22 protein-coding genes are annotated in these 18,966 nt (G+C 59.7%); 10 read left to right on the forward strand and 12 right to left on the reverse strand.

Annotated features, from left to right (window positions below):
• The first annotated feature begins 2 nt into the window (after positions 1–2).
• The 6 genes from ABGT65_RS12280 (at position 3) to ABGT65_RS12305 (ending at position 2,806) form a co-directional block, all read left to right on the forward strand.
• Positions 3–413 (forward strand): hypothetical protein, encoded by a 411-nt coding sequence (locus ABGT65_RS12280; RefSeq protein ID WP_346702547.1) that lies wholly within the window; start codon positions 3–5, stop codon positions 411–413.
• Positions 410–682, forward strand: a complete 273-nt coding sequence (locus ABGT65_RS12285) for a hypothetical protein (protein WP_346702549.1) — start codon at positions 410–412, stop codon at positions 680–682. Before ABGT65_RS12280 ends, ABGT65_RS12285 begins: the two co-directional genes overlap by 4 nt.
• A gap of 4 nt (positions 683–686) precedes the next feature.
• Positions 687–1,295, forward strand: coding sequence for a hypothetical protein (locus ABGT65_RS12290; RefSeq protein ID WP_346702200.1), 609 nt, complete (start codon positions 687–689; stop codon positions 1,293–1,295).
• Positions 1,296–1,308: 13 nt separating this feature from the next.
• Positions 1,309–1,497, forward strand: coding sequence for a hypothetical protein (locus ABGT65_RS12295; protein WP_346702202.1), 189 nt, complete (start codon positions 1,309–1,311; stop codon positions 1,495–1,497).
• On the forward strand, positions 1,494–2,102 hold the full coding sequence (locus ABGT65_RS12300) for an N-acetylmuramoyl-L-alanine amidase (protein ID WP_346702551.1): 609 nt from the start codon (positions 1,494–1,496) through the stop codon (positions 2,100–2,102). Before ABGT65_RS12295 ends, ABGT65_RS12300 begins: the two co-directional genes overlap by 4 nt.
• Before the next feature lie 323 nt (positions 2,103–2,425).
• Positions 2,426–2,806 carry a DUF6808 domain-containing protein gene (locus ABGT65_RS12305; protein WP_346702552.1) on the forward strand — a complete coding sequence of 127 codons (381 nt, stop codon included), beginning with the start codon at positions 2,426–2,428 and terminating at the stop codon, positions 2,804–2,806.
• 2 nt (positions 2,807–2,808) lie between these two features.
• On the opposite strand, the gene ABGT65_RS12310 is transcribed toward ABGT65_RS12305, so the two are convergent.
• A complete protein-coding gene (locus ABGT65_RS12310; protein ID WP_346702554.1) occupies positions 2,809–2,994 on the reverse strand; it encodes a hypothetical protein in 186 nt (61 codons plus the stop codon).
• A complete protein-coding gene (locus ABGT65_RS12315) occupies positions 2,987–3,511 on the reverse strand; it encodes a hypothetical protein (protein ID WP_346702556.1) in 525 nt (174 codons plus the stop codon). Before ABGT65_RS12315 ends, ABGT65_RS12310 begins: the two co-directional genes overlap by 8 nt.
• A gap of 713 nt (positions 3,512–4,224) precedes the next feature.
• Between ABGT65_RS12315 and purT the strand changes: the two genes are divergently transcribed.
• Positions 4,225–5,394: a formate-dependent phosphoribosylglycinamide formyltransferase gene (gene purT / locus ABGT65_RS12320; RefSeq protein WP_346702558.1), complete on the forward strand. Its 1,170-nt coding sequence runs from the start codon at positions 4,225–4,227 to the stop codon at positions 5,392–5,394.
• 22 nt (positions 5,395–5,416) lie between these two features.
• The gene (locus ABGT65_RS12325; protein WP_346702560.1) at positions 5,417–5,857 is read left to right on the forward strand and encodes a peptidylprolyl isomerase; all 441 of its coding nucleotides are present in this window, start codon (positions 5,417–5,419) and stop codon (positions 5,855–5,857) included.
• 212 nt (positions 5,858–6,069) lie between these two features.
• Here the strand turns inward: ABGT65_RS12325 and ABGT65_RS12330 are convergent, their stop codons facing one another.
• From ABGT65_RS12330 to feoB, 6 genes are all read right to left on the reverse strand, one after another.
• Entirely contained in the window at positions 6,070–7,257 is a 1,188-nt protein-coding gene (locus ABGT65_RS12330; protein ID WP_346702561.1) for an aminotransferase class I/II-fold pyridoxal phosphate-dependent enzyme, read from the reverse strand.
• 103 nt (positions 7,258–7,360) lie between these two features.
• On the reverse strand, positions 7,361–9,025 hold the full coding sequence (locus tag ABGT65_RS12335) for a putative transporter (protein ID WP_346702563.1): 1,665 nt from the start codon (positions 9,023–9,025) through the stop codon (positions 7,361–7,363).
• Positions 9,026–9,119: 94 nt separating this feature from the next.
• Positions 9,120–9,818, reverse strand: coding sequence for an LrgB family protein (locus tag ABGT65_RS12340; protein WP_346702564.1), 699 nt, complete (start codon positions 9,816–9,818; stop codon positions 9,120–9,122).
• Complete coding sequence (locus tag ABGT65_RS12345) at positions 9,811–10,182, reverse strand: CidA/LrgA family protein (RefSeq protein ID WP_346702565.1); 372 nt, start codon at positions 10,180–10,182, stop codon at positions 9,811–9,813. The genes ABGT65_RS12340 and ABGT65_RS12345 overlap by 8 nt, the downstream gene beginning before the upstream one ends.
• Positions 10,183–10,303: 121 nt before the next feature.
• A complete protein-coding gene (locus ABGT65_RS12350; protein WP_346702567.1) occupies positions 10,304–10,459 on the reverse strand; it encodes a hypothetical protein in 156 nt (51 codons plus the stop codon).
• Positions 10,460–10,462: 3 nt separating this feature from the next.
• Entirely contained in the window at positions 10,463–13,057 is a 2,595-nt protein-coding gene (feoB, locus tag ABGT65_RS12355) for a ferrous iron transport protein B (RefSeq protein WP_346702569.1), read from the reverse strand.
• 349 nt (positions 13,058–13,406) lie between these two features.
• On the opposite strand from feoB, the gene ABGT65_RS12360 reads away from it, so the two are divergent.
• On the forward strand, positions 13,407–13,580 hold the full coding sequence (locus ABGT65_RS12360) for a histone H1 (RefSeq protein WP_087261971.1): 174 nt from the start codon (positions 13,407–13,409) through the stop codon (positions 13,578–13,580).
• Between the two features lie 221 nt (positions 13,581–13,801).
• Here the strand turns inward: ABGT65_RS12360 and ABGT65_RS12365 are convergent, their stop codons facing one another.
• The 3 genes from ABGT65_RS12365 to ABGT65_RS12375 are packed head-to-tail and all read right to left on the reverse strand — an operon-like array spanning position 13,802 to position 17,260.
• Complete coding sequence (locus tag ABGT65_RS12365) at positions 13,802–15,514, reverse strand: lipid A phosphoethanolamine transferase (protein WP_346702571.1); 1,713 nt, start codon at positions 15,512–15,514, stop codon at positions 13,802–13,804.
• A 17-nt stretch (positions 15,515–15,531) separates the two neighbouring features.
• A complete protein-coding gene (locus ABGT65_RS12370) occupies positions 15,532–16,734 on the reverse strand; it encodes a BamA/TamA family outer membrane protein (protein WP_346702573.1) in 1,203 nt (400 codons plus the stop codon).
• A gap of 4 nt (positions 16,735–16,738) precedes the next feature.
• A complete protein-coding gene (locus tag ABGT65_RS12375) occupies positions 16,739–17,260 on the reverse strand; it encodes a hypothetical protein (protein WP_346702574.1) in 522 nt (173 codons plus the stop codon).
• Between the two features lie 248 nt (positions 17,261–17,508).
• On the opposite strand from ABGT65_RS12375, the gene ABGT65_RS12380 reads away from it, so the two are divergent.
• Positions 17,509–17,991: a low molecular weight protein-tyrosine-phosphatase gene (locus ABGT65_RS12380; RefSeq protein WP_346702576.1), complete on the forward strand. Its 483-nt coding sequence runs from the start codon at positions 17,509–17,511 to the stop codon at positions 17,989–17,991.
• Positions 17,992–18,061: 70 nt separating this feature from the next.
• Here the strand turns inward: ABGT65_RS12380 and ABGT65_RS12385 are convergent, their stop codons facing one another.
• Entirely contained in the window at positions 18,062–18,943 is an 882-nt protein-coding gene (locus ABGT65_RS12385; RefSeq protein ID WP_346702578.1) for a PorV/PorQ family protein, read from the reverse strand.
• Between the last annotated feature and the right edge of the window lie 23 nt (positions 18,944–18,966).

Consider the following 18,966-nt stretch of genomic DNA (forward strand, 5'->3'; position numbering starts at 1 on the left):
CTATGCAATACGCGAAACTTGAAAACGGATATTTGATCCCGGCCCCCGGCGAGGTACGGCAGGGCGGGATGGTCATCATGAACCCAGGGCCGGAAATCCTCGGCCCGCTCGGATACAAGCCCGTGGAATATGCGGAGCGTCCGGAGATCACGACCCCGGGCAACGAACTCCGAGAGGCCTACACCGACAACGGCGACCGCATCACGGTGACGTGGGTTGAATACACGCCGGAACCGGCGCCGGAACCCTCCTACGAGGAGCAGGTCGTCGCCTTGATCCGCGAATGCTACTCGTTCGATGATGAGCTGGCAATCCTCCGCCAGCAGAACCGAAAGCCGGAGGAATTTGCAGCCTACGACGACTACTGCGAGGCGTGCAAGGCGCAGGTAAAACAGAAACTCGGCATGGTATGAAACAGCTCCTCGACAAGATCGTCGGCTGGCTGAATAAGATCCCGGCCGACAAGTACAAGCACTTCGCCGCAGGAACGGCCGTTGCGGCGGTTGTCCTGCTGGCTGTGGCGTTGTTCGTTTCCAAATGGCTGGCGCTGACAGCCTCGGTCGTGGCGGTGATCGCGGCGGCCGTCGGCAAGGAGAAGGTCGACGCCAAGGCGGATCTCCGCGATATTGTGGCCACCCTCTGCGGAGGCGCTGTCGTGTGGATAACGTATTTAATCGGATAAAGATATGGAAGTGGATGCCGGACAAATTACGAGCGTAGCGAAAGGAATCAGTGATTTAGGAATGATGGCTGTGACGGCAGGGGTGTTTCTCCTGCTGTCTATGGGGCTGATGATTTCGTGCTTCGTATGGTTCAAATCGCTAATCAATGGTATCATAAACGACAACAGAGGCGCGATGCAGGAGTTGTTGGATGAAACCCGCGCGCAGAATGAGAAGTTGACAGATATATCGGAGGGACTTCGCCCCGAAACCCAGTTGCGAATCAAGAACACTGCTAATGTGTTCTTCGATCTGGCTGTCGAGAAGGTGTGCCGAATCATTAAGAAGGTTCGGGAGGAGAATCATATTGTCGACCACGAAGCGACAGCGGCAAAGATCAGAACGCTTTTGCACAACATCCACGAAGATCGGAATACGCGATTCGAAAGCTATACCTATCGAGGTCGGAAACTGTCCGAATATACGGATATCGCATGGGTTGAGAAGGTCGCCTCTGTTGTCGAGGATGAGATCTACAATTCGGCCGGGCCAAATAACGGGCGGGCATACACGAATGTGAAGGCCGCCTATGACGATATTAAACTCGATTTCTATAAAAGACTGAACCGTTAAACAAAATAAAGCTATGACAAGGACAACGAAGAAGATTATGATTATCGCGGCCGCCGCGGTGGCGCTGGTTATCGTGTTCAACCTGTTGCCGAACGGCATCCGCATCGCCTCGACGATCTCTGCAGGCGTCGGATTTGTGGCCGGAATCGTCGCCAAAGTGTGGTATGACCACGAAACACAAAAGAAGGAGATCGAGGTATGAAAATACTCCTGGATAACGGACACGGCGAGGATACGCCCGGCAAGTGCTCGCCCGTTTGGCCGGACGGGTCACGCTTGCGCGAGTATGAATTCGCCCGGGACATCGTGCGCCGGATCTTCGATCGGCTGCACGCCCGGGGTGTCGTGGCGGAGATCATCGTCCCGGAGCTCCGGGATGTGCCGCTGTACGTGAGGGCCAACCGGGTGAACGATATCTGCGAGGTCGCCGGGAAGTCGAACTGCCTGCTGGTGTCGGTCCATGCCAACGCCGGAGGCGGTACCGGCTGGGAGGCCCACACCTATCTGGGCGATTCGATGTCGGACCGCTATTCGGCCCTCTTCTACGGGAAGGCCGAGGCGGCGTTCGGCAGGGAGTGGAAGATCCGGAAGGGAAGCGCCGATCCCGCGGATCCAGACTGGGACAGTGACTTCGCGATCCTGCGCGACACGAAGTGCCCGGCGGTGTTGACCGAGAACTTCTTCATGGACACGGAGCGCGACTGCCTGTTCCTGCTCTCGGAGGAGGGCCGCGAGCGGATCGCCGCGATGCACGTCGAGGCGATCATGGCCTGCATCGACTACCACCAAACGGCGGCGAGGAAATGAGTAAATGGATCACTTCAGCGATTGTCCTGTCCGCCACCTTCCTCGGAGGGTGGTGGCTGGGACAGCGCATGGCCCGGCCGGAGGTCGTCGAGCGGGTGCAGGTCGATACGGTGTTCTACGAACGGCCGAAGCCGATCAGCACGTCGGACATCACGGTGAGCGTCAATGTCCCGAAGCTGGTATTTGCCCGAAACCCCGTAATGTTGCATGCTGACTCGGGAAATGTTGCCAGTAATGTTGCCAGTAACGTTGCCAGCTTTACTAACCAAGGCACTAACCAAGCTACTACCCAAGTTGCTGAAACCGTGACAAATTGTAACGGTTTGGAACCATCAATTAAGAATTACTTAAATATCGACAGCGTGCAGATAACGGTCGCGGAGCGCACGCTGGAGTACCGGGATTCGACATACTACGCCCGGGTTGTCGGGCCTGTCGTGGGTACGCTGGGTCCCCGTCTCGACTACTTCGAGATTTACAACACGACGGTCGAGCGGGTGCAGCTCGTCCGCGAACCTTACGCCTGGGAGTTGGGCCCTGCTCTGGGGACCTGGATAACCTCGGACGGCAGTGGTGTGTGGGCCGGAGCCTGCGCCAGGCGAACGTTCGGCCGATTCAGCGTGTCGGCCTCGGCGGGATACGACCCCCGCAAAAAAAGCGCCTTCGGCCAGATCGAGGCCCGCATGGCGCTGTGGAGACGGTAATCCTATTTCAAGGCGTTGAGTGCGGCCTTTACGAAGTCGGCCATGCTCAATCCTCTTTCTTTTAGAATCGCATTCAGCGCGGCTCGGGTGTCGATTGGGATCCGAAACGACATGGTGACCGTCTCGACGTCCGACGGCTTTCGTCCGGCACCAAGTCGTGCTCCGCCGCGCTTCTCATTCTTATTCATGTTTCGTTATTTTTTGAAGCAGCTCGACCGACTCGCGTGCCGATTTCAGCGCATTGATGAATCGGTCGGATCCGGCTTTCCCGTTCATGTCTTCAAGGAGGCCTCGCTGCGATTCGGCAATTCGGATCACGTCGTCGATTGCGGCGATCTGCTCGTCGAACGGAAGTCCCTCGCGCCGGACGGCGGACTCCTCGCCATGCAGATAGGCTTTCAACGCCTTCTTCATCAGCGGCCGGAGCCGGTTGATGTGCGCAACAGGTTCATAAAGCATCCTCACGACCTCCAAGACACATATCACCTCGCCGACAACGGCGAAGATGTACCGGTTATCGATCTCTGATTCAGTGAGCCCTTCCAGACTCTTCTCGAACTCTCCTCGGCGGGACTTGGGCAGTTTGTAGACGCGGGCAATGAACCCGACCTCTTTGTCGGGGCAGACCACGAAGTCGTCGGAGAAGCGGGATGCTTCCGACCGACGACTCCGATCAATGATGAAAGAAGGGTATTCCCTACTCATATTCTTGCTGATTCATAGATTACGATATTCATCATATTCTTCAGGCGACAGACTCTGTGTGCATTTCAATTTGCATCGCAACTCAAAAAAACGTTCGTCTTCAGCCGACATAGGGGGATATGAAATTTGCTGGGGCTCGTTATAGACTTCGTTGAAAAGTCGAATTATCTCTTCCTTAAAAGCCTCCTCTCCGGCTCTCCGACGTATTCTCTGCGCATTTTTAACCTCCCTCGAGGCCATTATCCGGCAAATAGTCCTACCGTCAAATAGATGAATGAATACACGTCCGCTTTCTTGAAACTCGTTAATCAATCGGACTTCGTTGATGTTGATGTTTTTCATAATTTCCGCTTAAAGCCCGTCGGCTGTATTAGTTGTTTTCTGTACTGCAAATATAATACGAATATTTGAATTGTGCAAGCATTTTTCAAAAAAATGTTTCACTGTTTCACTAAAAAGTGAGAATTTAATCCGTCTATTTGTTAACCATAATGCCGTAAATGTAGATCCTGCACGCAAACTGCCCTATATGGTAGTGCGAAATAAGACCCGCCACCTCCACGAACGAAACCGGCATCTTCCTGAACAGAAGGGGGATGCCGGTTTTTGTTTTACGTGCGGTCTGCCTGAATTCCGGATTTTCCCGAAACGGCGCCGCCTATCGGGAAAAAATGCTATCTTTGTGTTGCGAATCATAAAAAACTACCGTACCGATGAAAAAAATATTGTTGCTGGGCTCCGGGGAGCTGGGCAAGGAGTTCGTGATTGCGGCCCAGCGGCTGGGCCAGACGGTCGTGGCGTGCGACAAATATGCCGACGCTCCGGCCATGCAGGTAGCCGACGGCTTCGAGGTCTTCGACATGCTGGACGGCGAGGCCCTTGCGGCGGCCGTTGCGAAACACCGCCCGGACGTGATCGTCCCGGAGATCGAGGCGATCCGTACCGAACGTCTCTACGACTTCGAATGCGCGGGCATCCAGGTGGTCCCGAGTGCGCGTGCCGTGAACTTCACGATGAACCGCAAGGCGATCCGCGACCTGGCAGCCAAGGAGCTGGGGCTGAAGACCGCCCGCTATTTCTACGCTACGTCGCTGGAGGAGCTGCGCGAGGCGGCCGACCGGATCGGCTACCCGTGCGTGGTAAAACCGCTGATGTCCTCCTCGGGCAAGGGCCAGTCGGTCGTGAAGGGTCCCGAAGAGGTGGGGGCGGCCTGGCGTTACGGCTGTGAGGGTTCGCGGGGCGACATCCGCGAGCTGATCGTCGAGGAGTTCATCCGTTTCGACAGCGAGATTACGCTGCTGACCGTGACGCAGAAGAACGGCCCGACGCTCTTCTGCCCGCCGATCGGCCACGTACAGAAGGGCGGGGACTACCGCGAGAGTTTCCAGACGCCGCCCATCGCGCCGGAACACCTGGCCGAGGCGCAGCGCATGGCCGCCGCGGTGACCGAAGCGCTGACCGGCGCCGGGCTCTGGGGCGTGGAGTTCTTCCTGAGCCACGAACACGGCGTCTACTTCTCGGAGTTGTCGCCGCGTCCGCACGATACGGGCATGGTGACGCTGGCCGGGACGCAGAACCTCAGCGAATTCGAACTCCACCTGCGGGCGGTGCTGGGGCTTCCGATCCCGGAGATCACCTTCGAGCGGATGGGGGCCAGCGCGGTGATCCTCTCGCCGGTGGCCACGCAGACGCCGCACTACGAGGGTATCGGAGCGGCCCTGGCCGACAATCCGCGCACCGACATCCGCATTTTCGGCAAACCCACGGCGCGGGTCAATCGCCGCATGGGGGTCGTCGTGGGCTACGAGCCGCTGGGGAGCGACCTCGACGCACTCCGTACCCGGGTGAAAGCCGCCGCCGCCAAAGTCAAAATCACCGAATAAACGAAAATAGAGACGACGACACATGAAAACCTACGCGATTATCGAGACCGAGAAGGGGACGATGAAGGCCGAACTGTATGCCGACGAGACGCCGGGTACGGTGGCCAATTTCGTGGACCTTGCCGAGCACGGCTTCTATGACGGGCTGACTTTCCACCGGGTGATTCCGGACTTCGTGATCCAGGGCGGCTGCCCGCGGGGCGACGGGACGGGCGGTCCGGGCTATACGATCAAGTGCGAGACCTCGGCGCCGCGTCAGCGTCACGACCGGGGCGTGCTCTCGATGGCCCACGCGGGGAAGGACACCGGCGGTTCGCAGTTCTTCATCTGCATGAACCGCGAGAATACGCAGCATCTCGACGGCGTACACACCTGCTTCGGCCAGGTTGTCGAGGGGCTGGACGTCATCGACGACATCCGCCGCGGGGACCGCATCCTCACGATCCGCATCGTCCGGGAGTAATCCGACGCTCCGGACCGCATACCGACCGCTCCGATTGCATCGGGGCGGTTTTTTGTGCCCGTGCCGGCCACGCCGGCCACACGTCCTCCCTCCGGACGGCTCTTTTCGGGCCACCTCTCCCTGCCTGATTCCTTCGCCCCCCCACACACAAAAAAAAATCAGCCGCCCCGAAGGAGGACGGCTGAAGGAGAATCGGCATTCGATCAGCCGGTCTATTTCCCGAATGCGGCCTTGATCTTGTCGGTCGCCTTCTTGAGCAGCTCTTCGGGGCAGCAGAGCGTGATGCGGATGTAGTTCTTGCCCTCCGAGCCGAAGATTCCGCCGGGGGTGAGGAAGACGTCGGTCTTCTCCATCACCTCGTCGGAGAACGAGAAGCTGTCGCCCTCGTAGCCTTCGGGGAGCTCGGCCCAGACGAAGAGCCCGGCCTGATGCTCGCGGTAGCGGCATCCGAGCGTATTGAGCAGCTCGTAGGCCTGACGCTCGCGGCCGTAGTAGATGGCGTTGAGCTCCTTGAACCACTCCTCGCCGAGTGCGAGGGCCGTAGCCGAAGCCGCCTGAATGGGGTAGAACATACCCGAGTCCATGTTGCTGCGGAAGGTCATCACGTCCTTGATCCATTCGGCCTTGCCGACGAGCACGCCGACGCGCCATCCGGCCATGGAGTGCCCTTTCGAGAGGGAGTTGAGTTCGAGGGCCACCTCCTTGGCGCCCTCGACGGCCATGATCGACAGCGGGCCTGCCGAGTTGCGGATGAAGCTGTAGGGATTGTCGTGTACGATCAGGATGTTGTGCCTGGCGCCGAAGTCGATGATCTTCTCGAAGAGCTCCATCGAGCCGACCTGTCCGGTGGGCATGTTGGGGTAGTTGACGAGCATCATCTTCACGCCGTCGAGCCCGGCCTTTTCGATGGCCTCGAAATCGGGGTAGAAGTTCGTCTCCTTGTTGAGCGCATAGGGGACCATGACGCCCCCTGCGAGTTTCACGCCGGCGGAGTAGGTCGGATACCCGGGGTTGGGGACGAGGACCTTGTCACCGGGATTGAGGAACGTCATGCAGATGTGCATGATACCCTCCTTGGACCCGATCAGGGGATATACTTCGTTCTTGAAGTCGAGGTCCACGTGATACCATTTCTTGTACCAGTCGGCAAAAGCTTTCCGCAGGATGGGTTCGCCCTGATAGGACATGTATTTGTGAACATCGGGGCGCTGTGCCTCTTTCCCGAGGCATTCGATCACGGAGTGGTGCGGCGGGAGGTCGGGGCTTCCCATGGCAAGTTTGATGATCTGGCGGCCGGTTGCCGCTTCGATCTCGGCGATTTCACGCAGGCGGCGCGAAAAATAGTACTCTCCGATTCCGTCCAGCCGATGCGAACGGGCGATGTTGACTGCTTTTGCCATATTGTGATAGTATTTGGGGATTATGTACTGATGGCAAAGATAGGGAATTCGGGTGATATTAAAAAATTATAGGAATAAAAAAACGGCCGAAGCCGCTTTTTTGTTATAACGCAAACAGAATAAAGATCTGGGCGGAGAGGAGCCTGAGGAACATGACCATGGGGTATACGGTCGAATATCCGACGGCGGGCATGTCATTCCCGGCCGTGGCGTTGGCATAGGCCAGGGCCGGGGGATCGGTCGTGGAACCGGCGATCAGGCCCATCAGGGTGTAGTAGTTCATCTTGAGCCAGAGGCGTGCGACGATGGCGACGATGAGGATCGGGACCACGGTGATGATGACGCCGTATCCGATCCAGCGATACCCGCCGTTGACGATGGCATCGACGAAACCGTCTCCGGCGCCGATTCCGACGGCAGCGAGGAAGAGTGCGATTCCGATTTCGCGCAGCATGAGGTTGGCGCTGGCGGTGGTGTAGGTAACCAGGTGGAAGTGGGTTCCGAAGCGTCCGATGAGGATGGCGACGATCAGCGGGCCTCCGGCCAGGCCCAACTTGACGGGCTGGGGGACATTCAGCAGCGGGATCGAACCCAGCAGGACTCCGAGGGCGATTCCGACGAAGATGGTGATGAGGTTCGGATGGTCGAGTTTCTTGAGGGAGTTTCCGAGGACGTCGGCGACCTTGGCCACACCTTCGGCGGGCCCGACGACCATCACGCGGTCTCCGACCTGGAGTTCGAGGCCCTGATAGGGGATGAGGTCCATACCGGCGCGGTTCACGCGGGTGATGTTGATTCCGTACTTGGTGCGCAGGCGGAGGTCTGAGAATTTCTTGCCGTTGATCGAGGATTTGGTGATGAGGATGCGCCGGGAGATGAGCTCGGCATTGGGGGTGTTGTTGCCCCAGTCCTCGTCGGTAAGCTCGACGCGGTGTCCGAGGAAGGCCACGACGGCCTCGACATCCTCGGCCTGGCAGATAACCCAGAGACGGTCTCCGAGGTGGATCTTCGTGTCGGCGTCGGCCATCGTGATACTGCCGTCGGGGTGCATCACGCGGGAGATGACGAACTGCCGGTTCACCAGATCGCGGACATACTCGATGCTGCGGCCCTCGATGATCTGGTTGGTGAACTCCACGGAGACCTTTTCGGCGAGTTTCTGTTCGTTGGCGAGTTCGGCGAGCCCCTCGTCCTCCTTCCTGAAATCGACGCGCAGGGCGTATCGGATGAAGATCATCGAGAGGATGATGCCGACGACGCCGAGGGGATAGGCCACGGCATAACCGAGGGCGATCGAGGGGTCGTTGATTCCCGAGGCGTCGGCATAGGCCTGCTGGGCGGCACCGAGCCCGGGGGTGTTGGTGACGGCGCCGGAGAGGATTCCGACCATGGTGGGGATCGGCGTGCCGGTTGCGACGTGGATGATGTAGGCCGCCAGAACGCCGAGCAGGACGATGGCCGTGGCGCACCCGACGAGGGTGACGCCTCCGTGCTTGAATGCGGAGAAGAATCCGGGGCCGACCTGCAGGCCGATCGAGAAGACGAAGAGGATGAGCCCGAACTCCTGGACGAAGTTCCGGACCTCGCTGTCGACAGTCATGCCGAAGTGGCTGGCGATGATCCCGACGAAGAGGATCCAGGTGATGCCGAGCGAGACGCCCTTGATCTTGATCTTTCCGAGGAGGATGCCGAGGGTGATGACCAGTGCGAAGGTCAGCACGGCATGCGCGATGCTGTTTCCGAAGAAGAGGGAATACAACCAGTCCATATTTAGCCGAAATGTTCGAGGATTTCCACAAAAGTAGTGTTTTTGCAGAAATTTAAAAAACTTTTCCGACGGGATTTTTCGCGGCGCGGGCGAATCAGTATAAATATCGCTCCATGAGGGGCATCAGCAGGGCGGTAGCCAGTCCCATGAGGGCCATGGCCAGGCCGCTCAGGGCCCCTTCGACGGCCCCGATTTCGATGGCGCGGGCGGTTCCGATTCCGTGAGCAGCGGCGCCGAGCGCAAAGCCTCGGGCTTCGGGGTCGCGCACGCCGCACCTGCGGAGAATCCATTCGCCGAAGATGCTGCCGAAGATCCCGACGCAGAAGACCACTACGGAGGTGACGGAGACGTTGCCGCCCAGGGGCCCGGCAACCGACACGGCGATGGGGACGGTGACCGATTTCGGGGCGATGGAGTTCAGGATCTGCCGCTCGGTGCCGAAGGCCATGGCGATGTAGACGACGCTCAGCACGCCGACGACGCATCCGGCGAGGGTTGCCACACCGACGGGCAGCAGACTGCCGCGCAGGCGTTCGACCTGCTCGTAGAGGAGATAGCCGAGAGCGACGACCGACATGCCGAGGGCGAAATTGAGCGCCCCGGTGGCCTGCTGGTAGCGGGGGTAGTCGATTCCCGTGCACTTGAGGAAGACGATGACGGCGACGAAGGTCAGCAGCACGGGGTGGAGCAGCGGCATCCGCAGGCGACGGTAGACGAGTCCGCCGAGACAGTATAGTCCGACGGTGAGCGTCAGCAGGAAGAGGTCCGAGGAGAGGAACGAACGGTCAAGCATCGTGGCGGTGTTGTTTGATATGACGGAGGCGGGCCCTTCGGTTCAGGCTCTGGAAGGTTTTCCCGGCGACGAGCAGCACGAGGATCGTGGAGACGATTCCGGAGACGACGATGGCCCAGAGGTTTTCGAGGATGACGCGGTAGGAGTCCATGAGCCCGACGCCGTAGGGTACGAAGAAGAGGGCCATGGCGCCGAGCAGGAACCGCGCGGCGGGGCGGACGGTTTCGGCCTTGACCCAGCGCAGGCAGAGCGCGGCAAAGAGGAGGATCATGCCGATGATGTTTCCGGAGACATAGCCTCCGGTGAGCAGGCTGAGGGCATTTCCCACAAGCCAGAAGAAGAGGATGAAGAAGAGTCCGGTCATAGGATCGAGGTCGTCCGTGCGGGGCGCTCCGCGACGAAGCCGGCTTCACTGCAAGCCGGCTTCGGGGTGCTCCGCCGTTTTCGGGCGGCAAAGATAGTACAGGCGGAAGGGAAACGCAAATTTATTTTTGTTTGGCGCCTCTCAGGGGGCACTGCGTCGAGGAGCAGGAGGCGCATCCGCCCCTGCGGCGCCCGCACAGCAGGCGACAGAGCCACCCGACGGCCGCCACCACGGCGAGGAGGACAATCCCTCCGGCGATCCACTCCTGCCACTCCATCCCTCAGAAGATGCTTGCGATGTGGTAGACTGCCCAGGCCATGACCCAGGCAACCGCCGTGTTGTAGAAGATCGAGGCGACGGCCCATTTCCATCCGGCTTCGGAGCCGATGGCGACGACCGTGGCGATGCAGGGGACGTATAGCAGGATGAAGACCAGGAACGCCAGGGCCGAGGCCTTCGAGAAGTCGCCGCTGGCCAGCAGCCGGCGCGACAGCGAGGCGTTCTGCTCCTCCTCCGAGAGCTCCGCCGCCCGGTGTTCCGCAGCCGTACCGTCGGCAACCGCGATCGAGGTCGGGCCGTCCGCCCCGCCGATGATCCCGACGGATTCGGGCGGCTGCGCCCCGGCTTCCGGCCGTGTTCCGGCGGCTTCCGCCGTGGCGATCGGCCCTTCGGTGACTTCGGGCATCGCCTCCGTGCCTTCGGCGTAGAGCACACCGAGCGTCGAGACGACGATCTCCTTGGCCGGAAGCCCCGAGAGCAGCGCCACGCTGGCCTTCCAGTTGAACCCGAGGGGTTCAAAAACCGGCTCGCAACCCTTTCCGATGCGCCCGAGATAGGAGTTTTCGTAATGGGATTCGCTTCCGGCGGCCTTGTCCGTGCGGGGGTAGTAGCTCAGGGCCCAGACGATGACCGACGCGACGAGGATCATGCCGCCCATCTTTTTGAGGTACTGTGCACACTTGTCCCACATGTGGGAGAGGGTTGTTTTCCAGGTCGGGAGGCGGTAGGGCGGGAGTTCCATGACGAAGGGGGTCTCGTCCACGGGGAAGAGGAACCGCCGCATGAGCCGTGCGGTGACGACGGCCAGCAGAATCCCCAGCAGGTAGAGCCCGAGCATCACGGTCCCGGCATTCGCCGGGAAGAAGGTGGCCGTCAGGAGGATGTAGATCGGGATCCGGGCGCTGCACGACATGAACGGCGTGATGAGGATGGTGATCAGGCGGCTGCTTCGGCTTTCGATGGTGCGGCAGGCCATGATGGCGGGGACGTTGCATCCGAAACCCATGACGAGGGGTATGAACGACTTTCCGTGTACGCCGATGCGGTGCATGACGCGGTCCATGATGAAAGCGGCGCGTGCGAGGTATCCTGAATCCTCCATGAAGGCGATGAAGAGGTAGAGGATCATGATGTTCGGGAGGAAGACGATGACCGAGCCGACGCCTCCGATGATTCCGTCGACGAGCAGGTCGCGCAGGGCCCCGGCGGGCATCAGGGCGTCGATTCCCGCACCGATCCATCCGACCAGGGCGTCGATCCACGCCTGGGGATAGGCCCCGAGGCTGAACGTGCACCAGAACATCAGCCCCATCAGGGCGAAGAAGATCGGGAATCCCCAGAGTTTGTGGGTGACGAAGGTGTCGATCAGGGCCGTGGCGGAGACCTCTTCGTTCTTGCCGGGGGTGAAGGTCTCCTTCAGGGCTCCCTGGATGAATCCGTACTTCTGGTTGGCGAATGCGGTCTCGACATCCTCGCCCAGGGCGTCGGCGATGCGTTTGGCCTCGCGGTCGCGGATCTCGGCCCAGACCGGGTACCGTTCGCACCCTTTCAGGGTTGTTTCGGCCTGGGCGTCGCGTTCGAGCATCTTCATGGCCCAGTAGCGGGGCGGGAATGCCTTGGGCAGTTCCCCGCGGTGGAGGCTCATGTCGCCGTTCAGCTTGCGGAGGCTCTCGTCGATCACGGGCCCCATGTTGATATGGATGTGGCGGACGCGCTCGTCGCGGTTTTCGTAGACATCGATCACCGTATCGAGCAGTTCGTTGATACCCTTGTTGTTGCGGGCCTCGACCGGGACCATCGGCACACCCATCATGCGTCCCAGGCTGTCGTAGTCCAACCGTGCGCCGCTGGCCTGCAGTTCGTCGAACATGTTCAGCGCCACGACCATCCGAGGGTTGATATCGATCAGTTCGGTCGTGAGGTAGAGGTTTCGCTCGATGTTCGAGGCGACGACGGAGTTGATTACCACGTCGGGGGTCTTCGTGGCGAGGTGGTGGCGCACGTAACGCTCCTCGGGGGTGTAGGCCGAGAGGGCATAGGTCCCGGGCAGGTCCGTGATCTCGAAGCGGTAGCCGCGGTAGAGGCAGTAGCCGCTCTTGGCCCCGACCGTCACGCCGCTGTAGTTTCCGACATGCTCGTGCCCGCCCGAAATGGCGTTGAAGAGCGATGTTTTGCCGCTGTTGGGGTTCCCGACGAGCGCCACGGCGATCGTGCGGCTCTGCCGGGTGAGGACCTCCTCGATCGACGAACACTCCTCCTCTTCGGAGGCGGTCTCCGCTGCGGTTGCGGGGAGGCCTTCGGGGCTCATCTCCGGAGCTGCGGCGTTCTGCCGGATGTGTTCGGCCCGGCGTGCGAGGTATTCGTCGGCCTCGGAGTCGGAGAGCACCTCGACCATCTCGGCCTCGCTGCGGCGCAGCGAGATGTCGTATCCCATGATCCGGTATTCGATGGGGTCCTTGAGCGGCGCGTTGAGAATCACCTCGACACGCTCTCCGCGGACGAAACCCATCTCCATGATGCGGCGCCGGAAACCGCCGTGTCCCATGACCTTGACGATTGTGGCGGACTCGCCGCTTCTGAGTTCGGAAAGACGCATTTTTCAGATTTCAATTTGGCCTCCAAAAATACGACATTATTCCGACATAGGCAATCCCCATTTGTGGGTATCTCCGTACGGCCCCGGGCTTCGGAGTTCGGGGCGCGCGGCTCCGGGTTGCGGGTAACGGCCGGAACGGATCGCCCCGCCGGACCCGGATAAACCGGCCGTCGGAGGATATTTTTTTTGTTCCGGATTGCCAAAAAGCGGTGCAGAAGCCCTTCAAAGCGATTTTTTTGTCAAAAAAGATGCGTTTTCCGGGCTTGGAAAGATGATGTTTAGAATATTTTTATATCTTTGCGTTGATAACAACCCTAAACAACTCCAAAACAATTAAATTAAAAAAGACATGAAAGAGTTAGTAGAAAAGATCAATGCCGAGTTCGAGGTATTTGCTGCCAATGCGGCTGCTCAGGTTGAGAAGAACAACAAGGCTGCCGGCACGCGCGCCCGCAAGTCCGCTCTGGAGCTTTCGAAGCTGATGAAGGAGTTCCGCAAGGTTTCCGTAGAGGCTGCGAAATAATTCGGACTCCGAATTTACGGGAAAGGCCGCATCCCAACACGGGGTGCGGCCTTTCCCGTATGTTGTGTGTCGGAAAAGATGCCTCAAACGGGGCGCTGCCCCAACCTTATTTGCTCTCCGGACGGCTTCCGGATCCCTTCCGGTCGCCCATCCTTGTCCCTTCTCTCCCTTCTCTCCCTCCTTCTCTTCCTGCCCCGCTTGCCCCGGGCCTGGCCGGAATCCTACGGTTTTACGCCGTAGCGGTCGAGCACCTCGAAATCCTCCTCCCGGAGTCCGGTTTTGGCGTAGGGCACGGCTTCGTTGTGGTCGTTCAGGTAGAACCGGGGGGCATTCCAGTCGAAATCGGAACTGACGAGCGAGACCTTCGTCGTGAGATAACGCCCCTGGATCGAGGCCATGTCGGCCATCGTGTGGAAGAGGGCATGTGTCGTGGCCGGGGCCGTTTCGTTGGCGCGAGCCGCGGCGACCTTTTCGGGGAAGAACCGGCGGTAATCCTCCGAGAACCAGGCCAGCGAGGCCACGTAGAGCTGATAGGCGGTCGTGGTGGGCGAGGCGTGGAGGAAGCGTTCGCGCCGGTCGTCGATCAGGTCCTCGCCGTGGTCCGCACAGTAGAGCATTGCCGCGGAGGTACCCTCTAACGAGCGGAGGAACCCGATGGTTTCGGCCAGGAAATGGTCCGTATAGAGGATCGAGTTGTCGTAGGCGTTGACCAGGAAGTGCCGGTGCTGGGGCGCGATGGCCACGTCGTCGTCGGGCAGGAACCGGGCGAATTCGCGGGGATAGCGCTGGTGGTAGCTGAAGTGCGACCCGTAGCAGTGGAGGATGAAGAGGATCTTCCGGGCTTCGGAACGGTCGATGACCTTGCGCATTTCATCGAGGAGCTGCATGTCCTGCCGCGGGGACCGGATATAGATCACGTGGCTGGCATCGTGAGCGAGGTTGTCGATCATGGCACCCTGTGGCGACTGGTTGGAGATGAACCACGTTTCGAAGCCGGCCTCGTTGAAGAGTGCGGGCAGCCCCTTCCGGCGATAGAGTTCCTCGTGTTCGCCGGTGGCCACCGACGAGAGGATCAGGGGCACGCTCTTGTGGGTGGTGTTGCTTTGGGTGAGCATGTTCCTGAAGACCACGACATCCTCCATCCGGGACAGGCGCGGATTGGTTTCGCGTTCGTATCCGTAGAGCTGCCAGTTCATGGCCCGGGCGGCCTCACCTATAATATAGACATAGATTTCGCGTTCGGGGAGCTGCGCCGTGCGCCGCGCCTCGAAGGTAAAACCTTCGGACGTCTTGTCGAAGTTGTGGGCCTTTCGGAACTCCGAACCGCTCAGCCCGAGGTTGTAGAGCACGTTCAGGGGGAATATTTCGTCGCGGAGGACGTGCTTCTCCTCACTCACGCGGTAGGCGGGCCAGAGGGCGATCAGCCCCAGCGCGAAGAGTGCCGCACCGGTCAGTCCGATATTCAGCCGGGTAGTCCGTGTGATGTAGCGTTTGTGGGCGATTTCGCGCGCGGCGAGCCACAGCAGCGGCAGGTAGAGCACGCAGACCAGGACGACCGAAGGGTAGATGTTTCCGAGGAGTTCTCCGGCCTCCCCGGGGTTCGTGGTGAGGAGGTTGGTGAACATATCGGTAGCGATGATCGAGCTGCCGAAGAGGTAGAGCAGGACGATCTGGAAGGCGCAGAAGAAGATGAAGGGGAATCCGAGCCAGATCATCACGCCGGACCTCCGGAGCGCGACACTCCACATCATGTAGAAACCCAGCGGCAGCAGGATAAGCACCTCGTCGGTCCATCCGGAGTAGGGCTCGGTATTGGCCAGCACACAGTTCGGGATGATCAGCACCACGAAGAAGTAGACGGTCAGCAGCGTAGTGAAACGGCTGCGCGTCTTGACCTTGCGGGGTTTTTCGGTCCGATTCTTATCCGCACCCATAAGCGAAAGTTCTTAACTTAAAATGCCTCGTTGACACTCAGCAGGAAACTGCTGGTCTCCTTGCCGAATCCGTAATCGAGGCGGACGTTTACTCTTTTCTTGAGTTCCCAGCGCAGGCCGAGCCCGTAATTGGGCAGGGTCTTGCCCCAGTCGAATTCAGCCAGCGAGGGGAATACGTTTCCGGCACCGCCCCAGACGACCGCGCCGATACGCCGCCAGATGCGCTGCCGGAGTTCGATCTGGAAGGTGATCATGTCGTTGTCGGTGAAGCGTCCGAGGTAGTATCCGCGCATCCGCTGGTTGCCGCCCATACGGGCGAGCATGGGCCAGGGGGTTCCGTCGGAGTTGAATTCGGCGTAGAGGTCCGTGGCGAGGATGGCATCCTTCCAGACCCGGTGGTAGGCATCGGCCGTGATGGTGGTCTGCCAGAGCGCCTTGCCGCAGTTTCCGAGGCTTTTCGGGTAGCAGGTCTCCTGGAAACTGACATAAACGCCCTTGAACGGATTGGGAATGAAGTCGCGGCTGTCATACTCGGCGATGGCCCCGATTCCGGTGGCGATATACTGGGGATTCTCTCCGGCGATATATTCGGGCCTGGAGAACTTGATACCGCGCGTATAGTCGAAGTTGACAACTCCTCCGAGGTAGGTATGGGGCAGGATCTCATGCAGGTAGCGGCCTTCGATCTGGATTCGTTTTTCGGAGTAGGTGCTCACCTCGTTGTGAAGACCGTTGTCGTAGCCGATTCCCCAGAAGTCGCGGGGTGCGGAGATGAACTCCGCGGAGTAGCTCAGCCGCTGTCTGTTCTTCGCAAAGATGGTGTTTCCGGAGACGCCGACGGCATAGAAACCCGAAATGTAGATGCTTGCGAATACCGAAATATCCGAAGGGACCGTAATCGAATCGGTCCGGTCGATCCGGTAGAGCCCCGCAGCGAGGAGACCGATTCCGAGACTGGTGGTCTTCGAGTAGCTGGGGCCTCCGGCGAACGTGAAGTCGATCTTCTTTTCGAAGGTGCGGTCGGTGGTCGATTGGCCGAAATAGTCAACGATCCGTTTCAGGAAGGGCTTCTTCCGGGGAGCTTCCTGCGGCAGGGGGGTATAGGTGTAACGGATCGTATCCGAGTCCGACACACGGATTCCGGATTCCTGGGCATACCCCGGGCAGACGGCTCCCGCACAGAGAATCAGGAGAGCCCATAAGGCGGATCGGTGCACCATGCGCCTACCGGTACTTCTCAATGGTTTGATAGAAAGCCTCCTTGTCGGCCTCGGAGAGCACGCCTTTCCGGAGGAAGACCAGCTCGCCCTCCTTGGAGACGATCATCAGCACGAACTGATTGTTGCAGTCTCCGAGTTTCCAGGCCGAGCTCAGCGTCCGTTCCTGATCGGCCAGTACGATAGCACCGTTTTTTTCGGTGCGTTTCTTGGCCATGCTGCGAGCCATTCCGTTGGGGATCATGGGGGCATCCTTGAGGTTCATGACGCCGAAGCCGTAGATGTTGTCGCCCTGGGCGCGGTGGTTCTCTTCGAGTTCGAAGGTAAAGTCCTCGTTCTGCTTGTGGCGGTCGGGATCGACGTAGAATATCATGAGGTTCTTCTCTCCGAAACAGGGCAGTTTGGCGGGTTTCCCGTCCAGGTCGAGCAGTTCGACATTCTGGACCTTGCGCGGGAGTTCCTGGGCAGAGGCCGCTGTCGACAGGGTCAAAACCGCGGCAGCCAGCAACACAGTCATTTTCATCTTCATGGTAGGTTCTCTCTGTTTGTCGTTTTCGTTATAAACAAATCGGGGCAAAGGTACGATAAATTCTTCGAACATGGGGAGTTTTGGCGTCCCTATTATTGTTCTAATCGTCATTTTTTTCAACAGGAAGGGCCAAAGCGGGGCTGTGACGCGGCCGTTGGAGAGCCAGTCCGCATTTTCCGGACGGGCCAGTCGGAAAAAATCGGGAGAAAGAGTTGCCGGAACGGTCGTCAGGAATTATCTTTGCAATCATGAAAACGAGCATACTTTTTGTCTGCCTGGGCAATATCTGCCGGTCGCCGGCCGCCGAAGGGATCCTGCGCGACCGGATTGTGCGGGCGGGGCTTTCGGATCGGATCGAGGTGGATTCGGCGGGGACCTACGGGGGTCACCGCGGCGACCTTCCGGACCCGCGGATGCGGAGTGCGGCCTCACGGCGGGGGTATTCGCTGACCCACCGGGCGCGTCAGGTCCGGGAGGAGGATTTCGAACGCTTCGACCGGATCGTGGTCATGGACGACATGAACTACGAAACGCTGCATCGGCTGGCGCCGTCGCGGGCCGCGGCGGAGAAGATCTGCCGCATGACGGATTTCTGCCGCCGCCATCCCGACCGGACGTATGTCCCGGACCCGTATTACGAGGGTCACGAAGGTTTCGAACTGGTGCTGGACATGCTGGAGGACGGTTGCGAGGGCCTGTTGGCGGACCTGGAGCGGGAGAGGCGGATTTGAATGCCGTATTCGGATATACGACGGGCGCCGGATCCTCTCCGGCGCCCGTTTTTTTTGTGTGATGACTTGGCTAAAAGTCGAAACCGAAACTCAGGCTGTAGGTATTGTGGAGAAGTGTCTCCTTTTTGGCGAATAGGTAGGCGAAATCGAGTCTCAGGTGCAGGATGCGCACGCCGCCGCCGACCGACCAGTAACTCGGATAGTAGCAGCGCTGTTCACCGTAGTGATATCCGGCGCGGAACTGGACGAGCTGCATGAGGTTGTACTCCATGCCGAGTGAGAGTTGGAATCCGCGCACCCCTTTGGGATAGAAATAGTAACCGAGATCGGTTCCGACGGTGATTTCGTGGGCGTCGGAGAGGTACGTATCAAGGGCGACACCGGCGGCGAGGTCCATCGGGAGGATGTAGTCGGTATCGTTGAGATAGGCCCCGAGGTTGGCGATCTTGGCACCGGCGCGCAGGGCGGAGTAGGAGCCGATGTTTTCGAGGGGGAGCTGATAGGCGATGCAGAGGTCGGCGGCCAGGGCGTCGGCCGAGATTTCGGGACGGCTCAGGTGCAGATAGCGGGCCACGACGCCGACGGCCCAACGGCCGTTGATCTGTCGCGAGTATCCGAGATCGACGGCCATGTCGCTGTTCCCGCGTTCGCGCAGATACTGCCGCCATCCGGCCAGGATAAGGTTCTCGCTGCCGAGGCGGCAGGAACCCGAGACGGCATAGTAGTCGAAACTTCCCTGTCCGTAGTAGGAGGAGGAGATTTGCGAGGGGCTCCGCTGGAACAAGGCCGTTGCGGAGTTGTTGTAAATGGCGTGTGAGCCGGAGAGGGTAGTCATCATCACGCCACCCATTCCGATGGTTTTGGCATCGGGCGTGGGGAGTGTAGCCTCCTGAGCGGAAGCAGCTCCGGAGATCAGGGCCGTAGCGGCCAGCAGGGTCATGAATCGTTTCATACGGGACAAAATAAGGGAAGCGC

It is taken from the genome of uncultured Alistipes sp. (genome assembly GCF_963931675.1).
GTDB lineage: Bacteria > Bacteroidota > Bacteroidia > Bacteroidales > Rikenellaceae > Alistipes.